Origin of the sequence: Providencia stuartii, from assembly GCF_029277985.1 — a bacterium.
In the GTDB taxonomy this organism is placed as follows: domain Bacteria; phylum Pseudomonadota; class Gammaproteobacteria; order Enterobacterales; family Enterobacteriaceae; genus Providencia; species Providencia zhejiangensis.
On record NZ_CP119546.1, the window covers coordinates 1109419 to 1129059 of the forward strand.

Sequence of the window (19641 nt, forward strand, 5' to 3'; positions counted from 1 at the left end):
TAATATCACCATTGTTTGTCTAGTCTTTAAATAGACCTGATACAAGAGCAGATGTCAACAAAAAAGAAGCTGTTCAACTAAAAACGCGCCTATGGTAGGCGCGTTGGCAAGGTTTCAAGATAAGTTTGTAGATAATATAAAATTATAACGTAACGAGGTTCGCTTCTTTTACACTATTGCTGGCTCTTCTTGATTCTCCTTTATGTTGCACTTTATTAAGTTGTCTTTCGAGTTTGTTAATCAATTCATTTATGGCAACGTACATATCTTCATGTTTTGCGCTAGCAACGAGTTTTCCTGTGGCTGTTTTAATATTGGCATCTACCATAAAACCTTGTGGTTCTTTTGATAAGACAACATGAGGACTAATTAAATTGACTTGCCATTTTTCAAGTTTAGTCAGACGGCTTTCAATGTGATCTCGGATAGCTGGGGTAATATCCATTTGTTTGCTAGTTATGTTCACTATCATATAGTTACCTCTCATTGTTTCCGCCTTTGATGTATTCAGAATACTGACTATTTATCTAAAAAACTTGACATAGATCACACTTGAAGAATGCAGTTACACTTCGTGATCTGAACTGTGATTCAGGATAAAAAAGAAAGGGAAAGGGATTGCCAAGTTAAGGTTCTTGGGCGAAACTGAAATAGTTGACTATCAATACGGTTAATAGTCGGTACTCTTTTTGGGTTAAAATTCGCAATTGGCGTAAAATGCGAAAAATACTCTGGAAAATCAACAGAACCGAATTTATTTCGGGATGAACCTATCTTTATCACGCCATACTGGAATAAAAAAAACAGCAGCCGAGGCTGCCGTTTTCAATCGTTACTGACTAGCGTTAGTTTGCATTGGCGGCGAGTAAGCTATTAACTTTATTAGCTTCGACATCTAACCCCATCTGCTTATAAGCTATTTCCATATATTTTAGTGCGTTATAGGTAGCTTCAGTATCTGGGTAATCCCTTAACATTTGTTGCGCACGATTGACAACCGCGACATAAGCCCCGCGTTTGTTGTAGTATTCAATGACAGAAAGGTCAAACCTTGCTAAGCGATCTTTTAAATAAACAAGACGTTTACTAGCATCGTTAGCATAGAGGCTGTTAGGATAATAGCGAACTAACTGACTAAAATCTTTGAAGGCAACACGTGCATGTTGAGGATCTCTGTCTGAACGGTCGATACCAAAGAAACCTTGCAGTGCACTGTCATCAAGTGCCATTGCCGTTAACCCGCGCATATAAAGAACATAGTCAATATTTGGGTGAGTTGGGTTTAAACGCATAAAACGGTCAATTGCTGCTATCGCCATTGGTAGCTCAGCTGATTTATAATAAGCATAAATCAGATCTAATTGCACCTGTTGTGCGTAAGGGCCAAATGGATAACGGTTATCCAATGCTTCCAGTTGTTTGATGGCTGCTTTGTAGTTACCATCCTGCAACTTTTGCTGACCAATACTGTACATTTCAGCCGGAGTGCTATCAGGGCTGACTTCATTATTGCTGGAGCATCCGGTGAGTACCAGGCTCAACGTGGCAGCAGCCACCAGATATTTTATACGTATCATCACGTGTTGGTTATCCTCTGAGTGTTTCGAGGGAGACTATCCGTAAGGCTCCCGGCAAAATTCGAGTTACAATAGCATACATTTTAAATAAAACGGCACTGCCGTCAAAACACAAACACTAAAAAAGTAGATTAATTTATGGCTCAACAAGTACAACTTAATGCAACTGTTGCTGAATCACAGCTCGGTCAACGTTTAGATCAGGCTTTAGCGGAATTGTTCCCTGATTATTCGCGTTCACGTATAAAAGAGTGGATTTTAGATGATAGAGTGCAGGTTAATGGGAAAGTTATCAATAAGCCAAAGGAAAAAGTTTTAGGCGGAGAAGAAATTTTAGTTGATGCATTAATTGAAGAGGACAATCGTTGGGAGCCACAAGATATTCCTCTTGATATCGTTTATGAAGACGATGATATTCTCGTGATTAATAAGCCTCGTGGATTAGTTGTACACCCTGGCGCAGGAAATCCAGATGGCACGATATTAAATGCCTTATTGTATCGTTACCCTGAGATTGCCGATGTGCCACGAGCAGGTATTGTGCATCGCTTAGATAAAGACACAACAGGGCTGATGGTTGTGGCAAAAACAGTTCCTGCACAAACTCGTTTAGTTGAGTCGTTACAATTACGTGAAATTACACGTGAATATGAAGCGGTTGCGGTTGGCAGAATGACGGCTGGCGGCATGGTGGAAGAGCCTATCTCACGGCATCCGACTAAACGCACACATATGGCTGTTCATCCAATGGGAAAACCCGCATTGACACACTATAGGGTTATGGAGCACTTTAGGGCTCATACACGTTTGCGTCTACGCTTAGAAACCGGTAGAACACACCAAATTCGTGTCCATATGGCACATATCAATCATCCTCTTATTGGTGATCCTCTGTATGGTGGGCGTCCACGTCCGTTAAAAGGGGCGAGTGAAGCATTTTTTGAGGTGATGCGTAAATTTGACCGTCAAGCGCTGCATGCCACGATGCTTCGGTTGTATCACCCAATTTCTGGTATTCAAATGGAGTGGCATGCGCCTCTGCCAGATGATATGGTTGAGCTTATTGAAGCCTTAAAAGCAGACTATCAACTGCACAAAGACGATATGGATTGGTAATGAACTCATTGATTTTTCCTGACTGGCCACAACCTAAAAAGGTCTCATGCTGTAGCACCACACGTATTGGTGGGGTCAGCTCATCTCCATTTGATAGCCTAAATTTGGGTGATCATGTTGGTGATGAGCCAATGGCCGTCAGTGAAAATCGTTACCGCCTTCAGGCATTAGCAGGGTTGCCACAACAGCCGTTATGGCTCGAACAAGTCCATGGTACAAAAGTATTATGCTTAGATGGCAGCGACATTGAAAATAAACAAGCTGATGCCGTTTACACTCATCAAACGGGCGTTGTTTGTGCCATCATGACGGCAGATTGTCTGCCGGTTCTCTTTTGTAGTCAGGATGGACAAGAAGTTGCCGCTGCTCATGCCGGATGGCGTGGGTTATGCGATGGTGTTCTTGAAAATACAGTTGCTCAGTTTTCGTGCCCCAAAAATCAAATTATGGCTTGGCTAGGCCCTGCAATTGGCCCCAGCAAATTTGAAGTCGGGCCAGAGGTCAGAGACGCTTTTATCAAGCAGTCAACTGAGCTGGCCGCAGGTTTTGCTATTCATGGCGACAAATTTTTAGCGGATATCTATTTATTGGCACGTAAAAAGTTGCAAGCCGTTGGCGTAACTTCAATTTATGGTGGGGAGTTTTGTACCGTGAGTGACAAAAACAGATTTTACTCCTACCGTCGTGAGGGAAAAACGGGGCGCATGGCCTCATTAATATGGGTAAATAACTAGTGTTTAGAGAGTTGTTCTGAATTAACCCATATGGATGAAATAATTCATTTATAAACTTGAATAAATAAAAATAGACCTCATCTATTCTCCAGAAGCAATTTTAATCTCATTTTTAGTGGAGGTGTTATGCGTCTGGATCGTTTAACTAATAAATTCCAGCAAGCTCTCGCTGACGCCCAGTCATTAGCCCTTGGGCGCGAAAACCAGTTTATTGAACCTATTCATTTATTAAGTGCACTGTTTAATCAAGAAGGTGGCTCTGTACGACCTCTTTTGACAACGGTGGGTGTCAATGTCGGGCAGTTGCAACAAAAAATTGAAGAAGCGCTTTCGCGTTTACCGCAAGTGCAAGGGGTTGCCGGTGATGTGCAGCCTTCAAGTGATTTGATCCGTCATTTAAATTTATGTGATCAACTAGCACAAAAAAATGGTGATGAATTTATCTCCTCTGAATTATTTCTTCTTGCAGCTTTAGAAGCGAATACATCACTTGCGGATATGCTTAAAGCAGCCGGTGTAAATAAAGCGAATTTAAATAAGGCAATAGAACAAATGCGTGGTGGCGAAAAAGTGAATGACCAAGGTGCTGAAGACCAGCGCCAAGCGTTAAAGAAATTTACTGTTGACCTGACAGAGCGTGCGGAACAAGGCAAGTTAGACCCAGTGATTGGTCGTGATGAAGAAATTCGCCGTACTATTCAGGTATTACAGCGTCGTACAAAGAACAACCCTGTGCTGATTGGTGAGCCTGGCGTTGGTAAAACCGCGATCGTTGAAGGATTAGCGCAACGTATTGTGAATGGTGAAGTGCCTGAAGGTCTGAAAAACAAGCGTGTTTTATCCTTAGATATGGGAGCCTTAATCGCAGGTGCTAAATACCGTGGTGAGTTTGAAGAGCGTTTAAAAGGCGTACTGAGTGACCTTGCTAAGCAAGAAGGTAATGTCATTCTGTTTATTGATGAATTGCATACCATGGTTGGTGCGGGTAAAGCGGACGGTGCCATGGATGCGGGGAACATGTTGAAACCTGCATTAGCACGCGGTGAATTACACTGTGTGGGGGCAACAACACTTGATGAGTATCGTCAATATATAGAAAAAGATCCGGCTTTAGAACGTCGATTCCAAAAAGTGTATGTTGCAGAGCCAAGCGTTGAAGACACAATCGCTATTTTACGTGGTCTGAAAGAGCGCTATGAGTTGCACCACCATGTGCAGATTACGGACCCAGCAATCGTCGCAGCGGCAACGTTATCTCATCGCTATATTACGGATCGTATGTTACCGGATAAAGCGATTGACTTAATTGATGAAGCTGGTGCGAGTTTGCGTATGCAAATGGACTCGAAACCTGAATCGCTTGACCGTTTAGAGCGCCGTATCATTCAGCTCAAATTGGAACAGCAAGCCCTGAAAAAAGAGTCCGATGACGCGAGTAAGAAACGTCTTGATATGCTCGAAGAAGAGTTAGCGGAAAAAGAGCGTGAATATTCTTCATTAGAAGAAGAATGGAAAGCAGAGAAAGCGTCATTAACAGGTACACAGCATATAAAAGCCGAGTTAGAGAACGCACGCTACGAAATGGAGAAAGCACGTCGTAGTGGTGACCTCGGAAAAATGTCTGAACTGCAATATGGCCGTATTCCTGAGTTGGAAAAACAGTTAGATGCAGCGACTAAAGCAGAAAATAAGAGTATGAAACTTCTGCGAAATAAAGTGACTGATGTCGAAATCGCTGAAATTCTAGCTCGTTGGACTGGTATACCTGTTTCTCGTATGTTGGAAAGCGAAAGAGAAAAACTATTACGTATGGAACAGCAATTACACCAGCGCGTAATAGGCCAAGATGAAGCGGTAGTTGCGGTATCGAACGCTATTCGTCGTAGCCGTGCAGGTTTGTCAGACCCTAATCGCCCAATAGGTTCATTTATGTTCTTGGGGCCAACAGGGGTTGGTAAAACGGAATTATGTAAAGCACTGGCAAACTTTATGTTTGATAGTGATGATGCGATGGTTCGTATCGATATGTCTGAGTTTATGGAAAAACATGCCGTTTCACGTTTAGTGGGGGCTCCTCCAGGATATGTGGGGTATGAAGAAGGTGGTTATCTAACTGAAGCCGTTAGACGTCGCCCTTATTCTGTTATTCTCTTGGATGAAGTCGAAAAAGCACACCCAGATGTCTTTAATATATTATTACAGGTATTGGATGATGGGCGCTTAACGGATGGCCAAGGTCGTACGGTCGACTTCCGTAATACCGTTATTATTATGACATCAAACCTCGGTTCTGATTTGATTCAAGAACGTTTTGGTACTATCGGTTATTCAGAAATGAAAGATATGGTTATGGAGGTTGTCGCACATAGCTTTAGACCTGAATTTATTAACCGTATCGATGAAGTGGTCGTGTTCCATCCATTAGGTAAAGAACATATTACAAACATTGCGAATATCCAGCTTGGTCGTTTATATAAACGTCTTGAAGAACACGGCTATGAAGTTACCGCATCATCTGCGGCATTGGAAAAAATTGGTGAAGCAGGGTTTGACCCAATCTTTGGTGCTCGTCCATTGAAAAGAGCAATCCAACAAGAGATTGAAAACCCTCTGGCGCAAGAAATATTGTCAGGTAAATTGATCCCAGGTAAACCAATAGTCTTAGATGTGGAGAATGATGAGATAGTCGCTAAACAGTAACTATTCGCTTTTCAATTAGGTAATAGAATCCAAGGCGGCCTTAGGGTCGCCTTTTTATCACCTTTTTTCATGAAAAGAGGCCCTTTTTGCTATAAAAATGCACCAAAAGTGTAAAAAATAATCAGTCGTCAAATTTTTTTAAAAAAAGACTTGCTAGAATTTTCTGACTCCCTATAATGCGCCTCCACTGACCGACGATGAGCCAACACAGAATGTGATGGCAAGCCCAAAAGGCTAACGACGGCAGACGAGAGAATCTGAAAAGATAAGCGAAAAAAAAGCTTGACTCTCGATGAGGAAAGCGTAATATACGCCACCTCGCGACAACGACCTAAACGGTTAATATCGAAAGATAAAGTCGCAACGCTCTTTAACAATTTATCAGACAATCTGTGTGGGCACTCACAGGACACTATCAAAAAAATATTTGATTTTAAGTCTTGAAGAGTGACTAACACGTTAATTCATATATGAACTAACAATGTGCAATTCGATTGTGGAAGGATAACGCGAAGGCGAGTGAGCATTTCCGAGACAGTACTGAGGTGCGGCGAGGAAAGCGGAGCGAAGCCGACAAAGTTAGCCGAACAGAAGCGAATTGATAAACAGTTTAATTCTTTGAGCATCAGACTACTTTTAATTGAAGAGTTTGATCATGGCTCAGATTGAACGCTGGCGGCAGGCCTAACACATGCAAGTCGAGCGGTAACAGGGGAAGCTTGCTTCTCGCTGACGAGCGGCGGACGGGTGAGTAATGTATGGGGATCTGCCCGATAGAGGGGGATAACTACTGGAAACGGTGGCTAATACCGCATAATCTCTAAGGAGCAAAGCAGGGGACCTTCGGGCCTTGCGCTATCGGATGAACCCATATGGGATTAGCTAGTAGGTGGGGTAATGGCTCACCTAGGCGACGATCCCTAGCTGGTCTGAGAGGATGATCAGCCACACTGGGACTGAGACACGGCCCAGACTCCTACGGGAGGCAGCAGTGGGGAATATTGCACAATGGGCGCAAGCCTGATGCAGCCATGCCGCGTGTATGAAGAAGGCCCTAGGGTTGTAAAGTACTTTCAGTCGGGAGGAAGGCGTTGATGCTAATATCATCAACGATTGACGTTACCGACAGAAGAAGCACCGGCTAACTCCGTGCCAGCAGCCGCGGTAATACGGAGGGTGCAAGCGTTAATCGGAATTACTGGGCGTAAAGCGCACGCAGGCGGTTGATTAAGTTAGATGTGAAATCCCCGGGCTTAACCTGGGAATGGCATCTAAGACTGGTCAGCTAGAGTCTTGTAGAGGGGGGTAGAATTCCATGTGTAGCGGTGAAATGCGTAGAGATGTGGAGGAATACCGGTGGCGAAGGCGGCCCCCTGGACAAAGACTGACGCTCAGGTGCGAAAGCGTGGGGAGCAAACAGGATTAGATACCCTGGTAGTCCACGCTGTAAACGATGTCGATTTGGAGGTTGTGCCCTTGAGGTGTGGCTTCCGGAGCTAACGCGTTAAATCGACCGCCTGGGGAGTACGGCCGCAAGGTTAAAACTCAAATGAATTGACGGGGGCCCGCACAAGCGGTGGAGCATGTGGTTTAATTCGATGCAACGCGAAGAACCTTACCTACTCTTGACATCCAGAGAACTTAGCAGAGATGCTTTGGTGCCTTCGGGAACTCTGAGACAGGTGCTGCATGGCTGTCGTCAGCTCGTGTTGTGAAATGTTGGGTTAAGTCCCGCAACGAGCGCAACCCTTATCCTTTGTTGCCAGCGATTCGGTCGGGAACTCAAAGGAGACTGCCGGTGATAAACCGGAGGAAGGTGGGGATGACGTCAAGTCATCATGGCCCTTACGAGTAGGGCTACACACGTGCTACAATGGCGTATACAAAGAGAAGCGACCTCGCGAGAGCAAGCGGAACTCATAAAGTACGTCGTAGTCCGGATTGGAGTCTGCAACTCGACTCCATGAAGTCGGAATCGCTAGTAATCGTAGATCAGAATGCTACGGTGAATACGTTCCCGGGCCTTGTACACACCGCCCGTCACACCATGGGAGTGGGTTGCAAAAGAAGTAGGTAGCTTAACCTTCGGGAGGGCGCTTACCACTTTGTGATCCATGACTGGGGTGAAGTCGTAACAAGGTAACCGTAGGGGAACCTGCGGTTGGATCACCTCCTTACCATTGAAGTGTTCTTGTGAAGTGTTCACACAGATTGTCTGATGAAATAGAGTCAACGGTATCAATAGGCTTGTAGCTCAGGTGGTTAGAGCGCACCCCTGATAAGGGTGAGGTCGGTGGTTCAAGTCCACTCAGGCCTACCACTTTTTGCTTATGCTGCGTTGTAGCTTAGCTCGTTTACCTGCGTAAACGTCGCCAAGACTACGCCTTGCCTAAGAAAAAAGACCTTCCGAAGACGCGAACCGCGTAAAGAAGAAGATAATTGGTACTGTCAAACCTGTTATGGGGCTATAGCTCAGCTGGGAGAGCGCCTGCCTTGCACGCAGGAGGTCAGCGGTTCGATCCCGCTTAGCTCCACCATAATACTTTTGAATTATTCAGAATAGATTAGTTATAGTCTATTGCGAATAATTATGCTCTTTAACAATCTGGAACAAGCTGAAAATTGAAACAACGCACATTGTTTATCGCTTAAACAATGTGAGAGTCTCTCAAAAATCTCAACGCGAATGCTGTTTTGTCATGATGGCAACTGTAATGAGCGAGCAGTGTGAAATTCAAGGCGGACAGCGCACAGCAAGCGCAGCGTACATTGGTACGTGAGCATTGCGAGCACTGCCCAACGCAGAAGTTCACCACGCGCAGCCATTACCGGTCAGAACGACACGAAAAGACACCTTCGGGTTGTGAGGTTAAGCGACTAAGCGTACACGGTGGATGCCTAGGCAATCAGAGGCGATGAAGGACGTGCTAATCTGCGAAAAGCGTCGGTAAGGTGATATGAACCGCTATAGCCGACGATGTCCGAATGGGGAAACCCAGTGCAATTCGTTGCACTATCGTTTGATGAATCCATAGTCAAACGAGGCGAACCGAGGGAACTGAAACATCTCAGTACCTCGAGGAAAAGAAATCAACCGAGATTCCCCTAGTAGCGGCGAGCGAACGGGGAGCAGCCCAGAGTCTTAATCAGCATCAGCATCAGGAGAACGGTCTGGAAAGTCCGGCAGTAAAGGGTGATAGCCCCGTATCCGAAGGTGTTGGTGTTGTGAACTCGACGAGTAGGGCGGGACACGTGTTATCCTGTCTGAATATGGGGGGACCATCCTCCAAGGCTAAATACTCCTGATTGACCGATAGTGAACCAGTACCGTGAGGGAAAGGCGAAAAGAACCCCGGCGAGGGGAGTGAAATAGAACCTGAAACCGTGTACGTACAAGCAGTGGGAGCACCTTTTAGGTGTGACTGCGTACCTTTTGTATAATGGGTCAGCGACTTATATTCTGTAGCAAGGTTAACCGTATAGGGGAGCCGTAGGGAAACCGAGTCTTAACTGGGCGAATAAGTTGCAGGGTATAGACCCGAAACCCGGTGATCTAGCCATGGGCAGGTTGAAGGTTGGGTAACACTAACTGGAGGACCGAACCGACTAATGTTGAAAAATTAGCGGATGACTTGTGGCTGGGGGTGAAAGGCCAATCAAACCGGGAGATAGCTGGTTCTCCCCGAAAGCTATTTAGGTAGCGCCTCGTGAACTCATCTTCGGGGGTAGAGCACTGTTTCGGCTAGGGGGTCATCCCGACTTACCAACCCGATGCAAACTACGAATACCGAAGAATGTTATCACGGGAGACACACGGCGGGTGCTAACGTTCGTCGTGAAGAGGGAAACAACCCAGACCGCCAGCTAAGGTCCCAAAGTCATGGTTAAGTGGGAAACGAAGTGGGAAGGCTCAGACAGCCAGGATGTTGGCTTAGAAGCAGCCATCATTTAAAGAAAGCGTAATAGCTCACTGGTCGAGTCGGCCTGCGCGGAAGATGTAACGGGGCTAAACCATGCACCGAAGCTGCGGCAGCGACATGTAAATGTTGTTGGGTAGGGGAGCGTTCTGTAAGCCTGTGAAGGTGTGCTGTGAGGCATGCTGGAGGTATCAGAAGTGCGAATGCTGACATAAGTAACGATAATGCGGGTGAAAAACCCGCACGCCGGAAGACCAAGGGTTCCTGTCCAACGTTAATCGGGGCAGGGTGAGTCGACCCCTAAGGCGAGGCAGAAATGCGTAGTCGATGGGAAACAGGTTAATATTCCTGTACTGGTGATAATTGCGATGGGGGGACGGAGAAGGCTAGGCTGGCCGGGCGACGGTTGTCCCGGTTTAAGGATGTAGGCAGGTGAATTAGGCAAATCCGGTTCACTACATGCTGAGGTCTGATGACGAGTCACTACGGTGGCGAAGTAGCTCATGCCCCGCTTCCAGGAAAAGCCTCTAAGCTCTAGATTATCATTAATCGTACCCCAAACCGACACAGGTGGTCAGGTAGAGAATACTCAGGCGCTTGAGAGAACTCGGGTGAAGGAACTAGGCAAAATGGTGCCGTAACTTCGGGAGAAGGCACGCTGGCGCTAGGTGAAGTCCCTCGCGGATGGAGCTGAAGCCAGTCGCAGATACCAGCTGGCTGCAACTGTTTATTAAAAACACAGCACTGTGCAAACACGAAAGTGGACGTATACGGTGTGACGCCTGCCCGGTGCTGGAAGGTTAATTGATGGGGTTATCCGTAAGGAGAAGCTCTTGATCGAAGCCCCAGTAAACGGCGGCCGTAACTATAACGGTCCTAAGGTAGCGAAATTCCTTGTCGGGTAAGTTCCGACCTGCACGAATGGCGTAATGATGGCCAGGCTGTCTCCACCCGAGACTCAGTGAAATTGAACTCGCTGTGAAGATGCAGTGTACCCGCGGCAAGACGGAAAGACCCCGTGAACCTTTACTATAGCTTGACACTGAACATTGAGCCTTGATGTGTAGGATAGGTGGGAGGCTTTGAAGTGTGGACGCCAGTCTGCATGGAGCCAACCTTGAAATACCACCCTTTAATGTTTGATGTTCTAACGTGGCCCCATAATCTGGGGTGCGGACAGTGTCTGGTGGGTAGTTTGACTGGGGCGGTCTCCTCCCAAAGAGTAACGGAGGAGCACGAAGGTTGGCTAAGCATGGTCGGACATCATGCGGTTAGTGCAAAGGCATAAGCCAGCTTGACTGCGAGAGTGACGGCTCGAGCAGGTACGAAAGTAGGTCTTAGTGATCCGGTGGTTCTGAATGGAAGGGCCATCGCTCAACGGATAAAAGGTACTCCGGGGATAACAGGCTGATACCGCCCAAGAGTTCATATCGACGGCGGTGTTTGGCACCTCGATGTCGGCTCATCACATCCTGGGGCTGAAGTAGGTCCCAAGGGTATGGCTGTTCGCCATTTAAAGTGGTACGCGAGCTGGGTTTAGAACGTCGTGAGACAGTTCGGTCCCTATCTGCCGTGGGCGTTGGAAGATTGAAAGGGGCTGCTCCTAGTACGAGAGGACCGGAGTGGACGCACCACTGGTGTTCGGGTTGTCATGCCAATGGCACTGCCCGGTAGCTAAGTGCGGAAGAGATAACCGCTGAAAGCATCTAAGCGGGAAACTTGCCTTGAGATGAGTCTTCCCTGACTCTTTAAGGGTCCTAAAGGAACGTTTAAGACTAAGACGTTGATAGGCTGGGTGTGTAAGCGTAGCGATACGTTGAGCTAACCAGTACTAATGAACCGTGAGGCTTAACCTGACAACACCGAAGGTGTTTTAGAGAGAACGTTGTGAAGCGCACGCAGAGTGTGAGAAATTAGCTTGTTCAAGATTGCTGTTCTGGTTGGTGCAAGCCGACGGGAACGAAAACCGAATTTGTCTGGCGGCAATAGCGCGGTGGTCCCACCTGACCCCATGCCGAACTCAGCAGTGAAACGCCGTAGCGCCGATGGTAGTGTGGGGTCTCCCCATGTGAGAGTAGGGAACTGCCAGACATTAAATTAAAGACTTATTGCGAAGCGATAAGCAGCCGTTAGGCGAAAGAATAGTGGAGCGGTAGTTCAGTTGGTTAGAATACCTGCCTGTCACGCAGGGGGTCGCGGGTTCGAGTCCCGTCCGTTCCGCCACTTATTAAGCCCCGTGAGATTTCTCACGGGGCTTTTTACTATTTGTAAAATCAGTTTTGCTCTGCAATTTCTTTGCTCATGCTTTCCTTATTTAGCCGTTATAGTGAATGATAAAGAGGCATCTTGTAATATTCTATAAATCACTCAAAAATGGTTAGTATACAGTCATTATAAGGGGGGTTAGTCTTAACTTCATAAGATATAACATGATAGCTTTGATATACTACAAGCCATGTCGTTTCTAAACTTGTTAGAATACGGTTAACTTCTCATTTTTGTAGGGATTTAAAACGTGGCGAAAAGAACCTATTCTGTTAGATATATTGCAGGTCAACCCGCTAAACGTATCCAACCCATGCCTGTACATATGTTAGGAGAATCACTACCCGTCGGATTACCTTTATTTGCAGCAGGTGAAACCTTAGATGTTCTGACATGGAATATTTATAAGCAACAGCGTCCAAATTGGAAGATTGTGCTAGATGAGCTTGTTAAAGGTAAAAAGCTGATCCTACTGCAAGAAGCACAAATGTCCCCAGAGCTTGTTTCATTTGCGGCATCGCATCAATTAATTGCAGACCAAGTGCCTGCTTTGCCTTTCTCTCCGCATCCTGCTGGCGTAATGACACTTGCGACTTCTCATCCTATATATTGTTGTCCACTACGAGAAAAAGAGCCTTTATTGCGTTTAGCAAAATCTGCATTAATAACGGTGTATCCGCTGCCGAATGGAAAGCATCTGATGGTGGCGAATGTACATGCGATTAACTTTAGTTTTGGGGTCGATGTTTACACACGACAATTAAGTAAATTAGGTGACCACATTGCTAAACATGTTGGTCCTGTATTGCTAGCTGGTGACTTTAATGCTTGGAGTCGGCAAAGAGTGAATGCATTAAAACGCTTTGTGAGGAGTGTTGGGTTAAAAGAAGTTGGCTATGATCATGACCAACGAACTAAAGCCTTTGGAAGACCTTTAGATTATTTATTTTATAGAGGGCTGAAGGTAAAGGATAGCTACGTTACAAATACCGATGCTTCGGACCATAACCCGATTATAACTCAATTTGAACTCGTTTAGTTTTATTGGCGTTAACCGTCTCTTTTTCTAATTGTTATTTTCACCTTATACTTTAGTGGTGTTCTTATTATGAAGAAGTGAGTTTAATATCTTCAACTCTTCTTTATAGCACTTTTCTCGATAGACTCGTTACCCCGATTAAGAAACCGGTTAGTAATAGTCAAGTTAATATTGATAAGAGCAAAAAATAGCTCCCCCATCCCGTTCATTGCTGCATCTCGAATCTTTTATCGTAAAGGTATCATTAAACCAATTACTGCCAATACAGAGACGATTTGGCTATTGATATTTGAGATAGGGATTAACGGCATATTGCGATTATAAAGAGATATATAGAGTAATAGATAAGCAACACTATCTTATTATCCATAATATTGGAGATGAAAAAATTTTATAAGATGTATTATTTCATTGTTAAATTGTTGGTCGTTACAGAGGGGGTAATAAACAAATCTAAAAAAGAATATTATTATTTCATTAAGTGATAAATTATATGATTAATTATAATTAAATTGATTCTCCATCGGTTGATATATTTATCATTGTGATTAATATATATTTTTTAAATTAACATTAATTGCCAAATATATGAGTGGCGAATTATTGAATATCAGCTATATTTACTTAGTCATACGCTGTCTATTTAAAAACTATTTAAATATAGGTGGTTAATAATATGAAAAATATCATAATAGTTGGTGGTGGGACAGGTGGTACAATGTTAGCCAACATCTTAGCTAGGAAATTAAATAGCGATATTTTTGCTAAGAAAATAAAAATAACATTAGTTACTGATAATCCTATTCATTATTACAAACCTGCCTTTATGTATATAGCATTTAATTTGTTTTTTAAAGATGAGCTAAGTCGTCATGAGCGTTCATTATTAAGGCCAGAAATAGATTTGGTTATCGATAAAATCGATGCATTTGATTTTAAAAATAAAGAGTTAAAATCACGTAGTGGTAAAGTTTTAAATTATGATTATCTTGTTATTGCAACAGGATGTGTTCCTAGACCGGATAGAATTGAAGGATTAAAAGAAATAGGTCATCATTTTTATGCTTATGATCCCGCGAGAAAATTAGCCGATCAATTATCTAAAATTGAAAAAGGTCGGATTTTTATAACGGTATCTTTTCCTGAAACACCGAATGTCCCTCATCAATGCGGTATTGCGCCCATGGAAACAACGCTTATGCTAGATGAATTTTTACGTAAGCGGCGTGTGAGAGATAATATTGAGATTGTCTATACTTACCCTACAGTATCTCAATTATTACGTAATTGTCTTTTCCTTCAACAACCTGTTTGTGAAGCGATTCCTGAAATTTTTAATATAAAGAATATTAAATCTCAACGTGGCTTTACTTTAAGTAAAGTTGACCCAGATAAAAAGGTCGCTTATTCAAAAGAAGGTGATGAACAGCCTTTTGATATTTTAATTAGTACGCCGCCAATTACTGCGGTAGAAGCCGTCGTGAATACAGGTTTAAGTGAACATAATAATGGTGAAGGTTGGTTGCCAACTGATCATGAAACGCTACAAGTTTACGGTACGGAAGGTGTCTATGTTATTGGTGACACTGTTGATTTACCCATAAGTAAGGCGGGCGGTAGCTGCCATAATCAGGCTGCAATTATCGCTGATAATATCGTTGGCGAATTGACTTACGGTTACCCAGCGGCAATTTATGACGGCCGAGTTCAAGCTGTTGCACAAATGGGGCTAAATGCAGGGATGCCTTTACAGTACGACTATAAACATGATGTGTTGCCGATACCTGCGACTAAAGTGGGGGGATTGCTCCGAAATGGTTTCAATAGGGGAATTTATTGGGCTGCTATTCGTGGATTAGTGTAGGAGGGTCATGATGATGTCAAATGAAAATACACAAGCGAAACTTATTGAATTACTTAATTCAGAGTCTGCGGATCATTTAGCTGAAAAAATTTCACCACTTCTACATTTAAAACGTTTGGACAATATTGTTGACCTGTTGTCTTTACTGTCTGACCTTGTGGATATTCTCGATTTAGGCACAGTTGAAAAATTAGCTAATTCATTTGAAGACACGTTAACGCCGGTTTGGGAGTTAGGAACAGCGTATAACATGGCTAAGATGGAAGCTATTTATGATAATAAAGATCAAAGTTTTCGTTCGGTTTATAGCTTATTAAAAGATCCAAATACATTACGGGGAGTGAGCATCCTATTAAGGACCTTGCAGATTATGGGGTCTAGGATACCTCAATCCAGTGACAAGTAATTTTAGGAGAGTGGTATGAGCTTAGATACAAAAAATGCATTTGATACTCGTATAATACACAGCTTTTATAACCAGAGGGAAAATAAAGGTTCATTAATACCACCTATATACCAAACTGCAACCTATTCGTTTAAAGATGCAGAAGAGGGAGCAGCTTGTTTTAGTGGTGAGAAAGAAGGTTTTATCTACACAAGAATTAATAACCCAACCTTAGATTTATTAGAAAAGAGAATTGCTGATTTAGAAGAGGGAGAAGCCGCGATTGTGTTTTCTTCAGGTATGGGGGCCATTACGTCAACTTTTTGGTCTTTAATGAATCCTGGGGATGAATTGTTGGTCGATATGACTGTTTATGGTTGTACTTATTCTTTCTTTCATCACGGATTGGAACGATTTGGTGTTCGTGTGCGTCATATTGATATGAGCAACCTTGAAACTGTAGCGCAATCAATCAGCGAAAATACGCGCATGATATTCTTTGAATCACCCGCTAACCCTGATATGCGTTTAGTGGATATAAAAGCCGTCAGTGAGCTAGCTAAAAAAAATAATATCATGGTCGTCGTGGATAATACGTATTGTACCCCTTACTTACAAAAGCCAATAACATTAGGTGTTGATATTGTTATTCACTCGCTGACTAAGTACATGAGTGGCCATGGTGATGTCGTCGCTGGCGCAGTGATTACGACAAAAGAGATAGCCAAACAAATTAGGTTAGTTGGCCTAAAAGATATGACAGGGGCATGTTTATCGCCACATGATGCGAGTTTGATTATACGCGGGATGAAAACGTTACCTATTCGCATGGAGCGTATAGTGAAAAATGCTCAGCGAATCGCACAATATTTAGAATCCCATCCGCAGATTGAGTTTGTGGTCTACCCTGGTTTAAATAGCTTTAAACAGTATGAATTGGCCTGCCGGCAGATGAAGCTGCCAGGTGGGATGATAGCATGCGAAATAAAAGGTGGGATTGAATCAGGTAAGCGTTTTTTAAACCGCTTAAATCTGTTTTCTCGGGCTGTAAGTTTAGGGGATTGTGAATCTCTAGCACAGCATCCCGCCAGTATGACTCATTCGACGTATACACCTGAAGAACGGTTATTTTATGGCATTAGTGATGGCTTAATTAGATTATCGATTGGGTTGGAAGACGTTAATGATTTGATAGCAGACCTTGATCAAGCTCTGCAATTAGAAAGTTAAAAGAAAACGCCCCTGAAGTTTAGCAGGGGCGTTATTTGATGTTGTGTTCTATTTAATGCGCTATGGTTAATTGTTATTTGTTTGGTTATGTTGGAATGAACGCATAATAAAATAGGCGACAGTGAGTATTACAACCCAAATACAGCCAACCAGTAAAGCCACTTGTGTTTCTTTAAAGAAGCCAAGTAATGCGATAACAAATACCATAAATGCAATTGTTATTGCAGGACCTATTGGCCAGAATGGCACTGGGAATTTAAGTTTCTTAACGTCTTCTTTGCTCATTTGTCGGCGCATCGCAACTTGCGAAAGCAAGATCATTAACCATACCCAGACAGTTGCAAAAGTCGCAATTGACGCAATAATCACGAAAATTCGCTCAGGTAGAAGGTAATTTAGATAGACACCGAGGAGCATGACAACGGACATCACAAGCACGGTCACCCAAGGTACACCATTGCGGGTGAGTTTAGTGAAAACTCTTGGGGCTTGCTTATCTTGAGCCATACCATACATCATTCGACCCGCACCAAAAATATCACTGTTAATGGCGGAAATCGCCGCGGTAATCACCACGATATTAAGTATGTTGGCAGCAGAAGTAATATTTAAGCTAGAAAAAATTTGTACGAATGGACTGCCATTTTGCCCGATTTGGTTCCATGGGTAGATGCACATTAAAATAAAGAGTGTTAATCCATAGAATAACAAGATACGAATCGGCACGGCATTGATTGCTTTTGGGATGGTTTTTTCTGGGTTTTGTGCTTCACTTGCTGTGATACCAATGACTTCAATACCACCAAATGCAAACATGACAATAGCTAAAGAAGCGATGACACCCGCGATGCCATTCGGCATGAAACCCCCGTGTTCCCAGAGGTTTTGAATACCAACAGCATGGTCAGTTTCTTTGCCAAAACCATAAAACATTAAGAACGCACCACCGACAATCATTGCAATGATCGCCGTGACTTTCACGATGGATAACCAGAATTCTAGCTCGCCGAATATTTTAACGTGGCATAGGTTTAGTGCACCAATAAATAACACAATGCTTAGCACCCATATCCATTGGTCTACATGCGGGAACCAAAAGCCCATATACATACCGAAAGCGGTGATATCCGCTAGGCAGACAACAAGCATTTCGAAAACATAGTTCCAACCAGTTAAAAAGCCAGCTAGTGGGCCCATATAATGGCTTGCATAGTGGGAAAATGAGCCTGGAACAGGGTTATGAACAGCCATTTCACCGAGCGCGCGCATGACCATAAAAACGGCGGCCCCACCAATCATATAAGCAATTAAAACGGCTGGGCCTGCTGCTTGTATCGCTGAAGCAGAACCATAAAACAGGCCGGTACCAATCGCTGACCCTAAAGCCATAAAGCGAATGTGTCTGACACTCAATCCCTTTCTGAGTTGATTTGTTTTACTACTTTGCATTTTGTTTCCTGTCTTAAAATTACCGAATATTGTTCCGGTTTTTTCTCTATTAGATGCACTTTGTTGAAACCAAGCTGATTACATTACCATAAAGCGTATGGTTCGCGGGATAGATATCTTGCAATATACGCGCCATACACCAAATTATATGAGGTTCACGGGGCGAAAAGATTTTGAACGAATAACGCGTGCAGTTGAATGGGACATTCTCGTTGTCGTTCGCATGCAACTTGCATGCGTTAGAGTATATAATACGCATGAAGCTGACAATGCTAGAGAGAATTATGAAATACCCAATTAATGAAATTTTTCAAACGTTACAAGGGGAAGGTGTGTTTACTGGCGTTCCCGCCGTATTTATTCGCTTACAAGGCTGTCCTGTGGGATGTAGCTGGTGTGATACAAAACATACTTGGGATAAAGACGCTGACAAAGAAACAACCCTTGGCGATATCGTCGTGAAAACGATGGATACAGATTCATGGTCGTTGGCCAATAGCCATGAATTGATTGCTCTTATGCATAAGCAAGGGTATACGGCAAAACATATTGTCATTACGGGTGGCGAGCCATGTATTTATGACCTCGTACCTCTGACGACGGAATTAGAAAACCAAGGTTATCAATGCCAAATTGAAACCAGTGGTACGTATCCTATTCAATGTTCCAGTCAAACCTGGGTGACGGTGTCGCCAAAAGTGGCTATGAAAGGTGGGTTACAGGTACTGACGGAGTCAATCAATCGAGCGAATGAAATCAAGCATCCAGTTGCGCGTGAAAAAGATATTGAAGAGTTGGATAATTTATTATCAAAACGCACAGAAAAAAGTGCTGCGGTTGTTGCGTTACAGCCGATTAGCCAAAAAAGCGCAGCCACTAAGCTATGTATTGATACCTGTATTGCGCGCAATTGGCGACTTTCCATTCAAACACACAAATATCTCAATATCGCCTGATGTGCCGCGATGTTCACGGCATATCAGTGAATGACTATTCGCCGCGATAAATACATCCAGCATTACAGGTTTCTTTCACCGTTACGGCGCTTAATAAAGGTAATAGGGGTTTGGTTTTATGCCAAATCCAACTTGCCAAGACTTCACTGGTTGGGTTTTCGAGGCCTTCAATATCATTTAAATAATAGTGATCGAGCTGATCTAAAATTGGCTTAAACGCTTCTTTAACATCACTAAAATCAATTAGCCAGCCTGTTTTCTCATCGATTTCACCTGTGAGCTCTAGTCTCACCATGAAAGAATGTCCATGGAGGCGCCCGCATTTGTGACCTTCAGGAACATAAGGAAGCCTATGGGCTGCTTCAAAATGAAAATCTTTATAGATACTTGTTCTCATAACCAACTCCGT

General features: G+C 43.6%; 12 protein-coding genes, 3 tRNA genes, 3 rRNA genes and 1 other annotated feature (1 of these 19 only partly in view). Of the genes, 14 read left to right on the forward strand and 4 right to left on the reverse strand.

Annotated elements, in window-relative coordinates:
• Nucleotides 1–2, reverse strand: a sequence feature (Phe leader region) (it extends 127 nt beyond the left edge of the window).
• 140 nt (nucleotides 3–142) lie between these two features.
• Both raiA and bamD read right to left on the reverse strand, forming a co-directional pair.
• Entirely contained in the window at nucleotides 143–472 is a 330-nt protein-coding gene (gene raiA, locus P2E05_RS04750) for a ribosome-associated translation inhibitor RaiA (RefSeq protein ID WP_154624347.1), read from the reverse strand.
• A gap of 373 nt (nucleotides 473–845) precedes the next feature.
• Nucleotides 846–1577, reverse strand: a complete 732-nt coding sequence (gene bamD, locus P2E05_RS04755) for an outer membrane protein assembly factor BamD (protein ID WP_276123100.1) — start codon at nucleotides 1575–1577, stop codon at nucleotides 846–848.
• A 138-nt stretch (nucleotides 1578–1715) separates the two neighbouring features.
• Between bamD and rluD the strand changes: the two genes are divergently transcribed.
• The 13 genes from rluD (at nucleotide 1716) to megL (ending at nucleotide 16827) form a co-directional block, all read left to right on the forward strand.
• Nucleotides 1716–2693 (forward strand): 23S rRNA pseudouridine(1911/1915/1917) synthase RluD, encoded by a 978-nt coding sequence (gene rluD, locus P2E05_RS04760; RefSeq protein WP_154624346.1) that lies wholly within the window; start codon nucleotides 1716–1718, stop codon nucleotides 2691–2693.
• Nucleotides 2693–3427: a purine nucleoside phosphorylase YfiH gene (gene yfiH, locus P2E05_RS04765; protein WP_251463684.1), complete on the forward strand. Its 735-nt coding sequence runs from the start codon at nucleotides 2693–2695 to the stop codon at nucleotides 3425–3427. Before rluD ends, yfiH begins: the two co-directional genes overlap by 1 nt.
• Nucleotides 3428–3553: 126 nt before the next feature.
• On the forward strand, nucleotides 3554–6127 hold the full coding sequence (gene clpB / locus P2E05_RS04770; RefSeq protein ID WP_154624344.1) for an ATP-dependent chaperone ClpB: 2574 nt from the start codon (nucleotides 3554–3556) through the stop codon (nucleotides 6125–6127).
• Nucleotides 6128–6764: 637 nt separating this feature from the next.
• Nucleotides 6765–8304 (forward strand): 16S ribosomal RNA (locus P2E05_RS04775).
• Nucleotides 8305–8370: 66 nt separating this feature from the next.
• Nucleotides 8371–8447, forward strand: a tRNA-Ile gene (locus P2E05_RS04780).
• Nucleotides 8448–8588: 141 nt separating this feature from the next.
• Nucleotides 8589–8664, forward strand: a tRNA-Ala gene (locus P2E05_RS04785).
• Between the two features lie 330 nt (nucleotides 8665–8994).
• Nucleotides 8995–11900: ribosomal RNA gene (locus P2E05_RS04790) — 23S ribosomal RNA — on the forward strand.
• A gap of 119 nt (nucleotides 11901–12019) precedes the next feature.
• Nucleotides 12020–12135 (forward strand): 5S ribosomal RNA (gene rrf / locus P2E05_RS04795).
• Together the 16S, 23S and 5S rRNA genes with 3 tRNA genes alongside form the textbook arrangement of a ribosomal RNA operon.
• A 55-nt stretch (nucleotides 12136–12190) precedes the next feature.
• Nucleotides 12191–12267 (forward strand) — tRNA-Asp (locus tag P2E05_RS04800).
• Between the two features lie 292 nt (nucleotides 12268–12559).
• Entirely contained in the window at nucleotides 12560–13348 is a 789-nt protein-coding gene (locus P2E05_RS04805) for an endonuclease/exonuclease/phosphatase family protein (protein ID WP_163860776.1), read from the forward strand.
• A gap of 676 nt (nucleotides 13349–14024) precedes the next feature.
• A complete protein-coding gene (locus tag P2E05_RS04810) occupies nucleotides 14025–15212 on the forward strand; it encodes an NAD(P)/FAD-dependent oxidoreductase (protein WP_154635562.1) in 1188 nt (395 codons plus the stop codon).
• A gap of 13 nt (nucleotides 15213–15225) precedes the next feature.
• On the forward strand, nucleotides 15226–15618 hold the full coding sequence (locus tag P2E05_RS04815) for a hypothetical protein (protein WP_154623490.1): 393 nt from the start codon (nucleotides 15226–15228) through the stop codon (nucleotides 15616–15618).
• A gap of 15 nt (nucleotides 15619–15633) precedes the next feature.
• The gene (gene megL / locus P2E05_RS04820; RefSeq protein WP_154623488.1) at nucleotides 15634–16827 is read left to right on the forward strand and encodes a methionine gamma-lyase; all 1194 of its coding nucleotides are present in this window, start codon (nucleotides 15634–15636) and stop codon (nucleotides 16825–16827) included.
• 66 nt (nucleotides 16828–16893) lie between these two features.
• Here the strand turns inward: megL and P2E05_RS04825 are convergent, their stop codons facing one another.
• A complete protein-coding gene (locus P2E05_RS04825) occupies nucleotides 16894–18276 on the reverse strand; it encodes an amino acid permease (protein WP_154623487.1) in 1383 nt (460 codons plus the stop codon).
• 284 nt (nucleotides 18277–18560) lie between these two features.
• Here P2E05_RS04825 and queE point away from each other — a divergent pair, with 284 nt between their 5' ends.
• Complete coding sequence (gene queE / locus P2E05_RS04830; RefSeq protein WP_154623486.1) at nucleotides 18561–19232, forward strand: 7-carboxy-7-deazaguanine synthase QueE; 672 nt, start codon at nucleotides 18561–18563, stop codon at nucleotides 19230–19232.
• 34 nt (nucleotides 19233–19266) lie between these two features.
• Here the strand turns inward: queE and queD are convergent, their stop codons facing one another.
• Nucleotides 19267–19629: a 6-carboxytetrahydropterin synthase QueD gene (gene queD / locus P2E05_RS04835; RefSeq protein ID WP_154623485.1), complete on the reverse strand. Its 363-nt coding sequence runs from the start codon at nucleotides 19627–19629 to the stop codon at nucleotides 19267–19269.
• Nucleotides 19630–19641 lie beyond the last annotated feature (12 nt).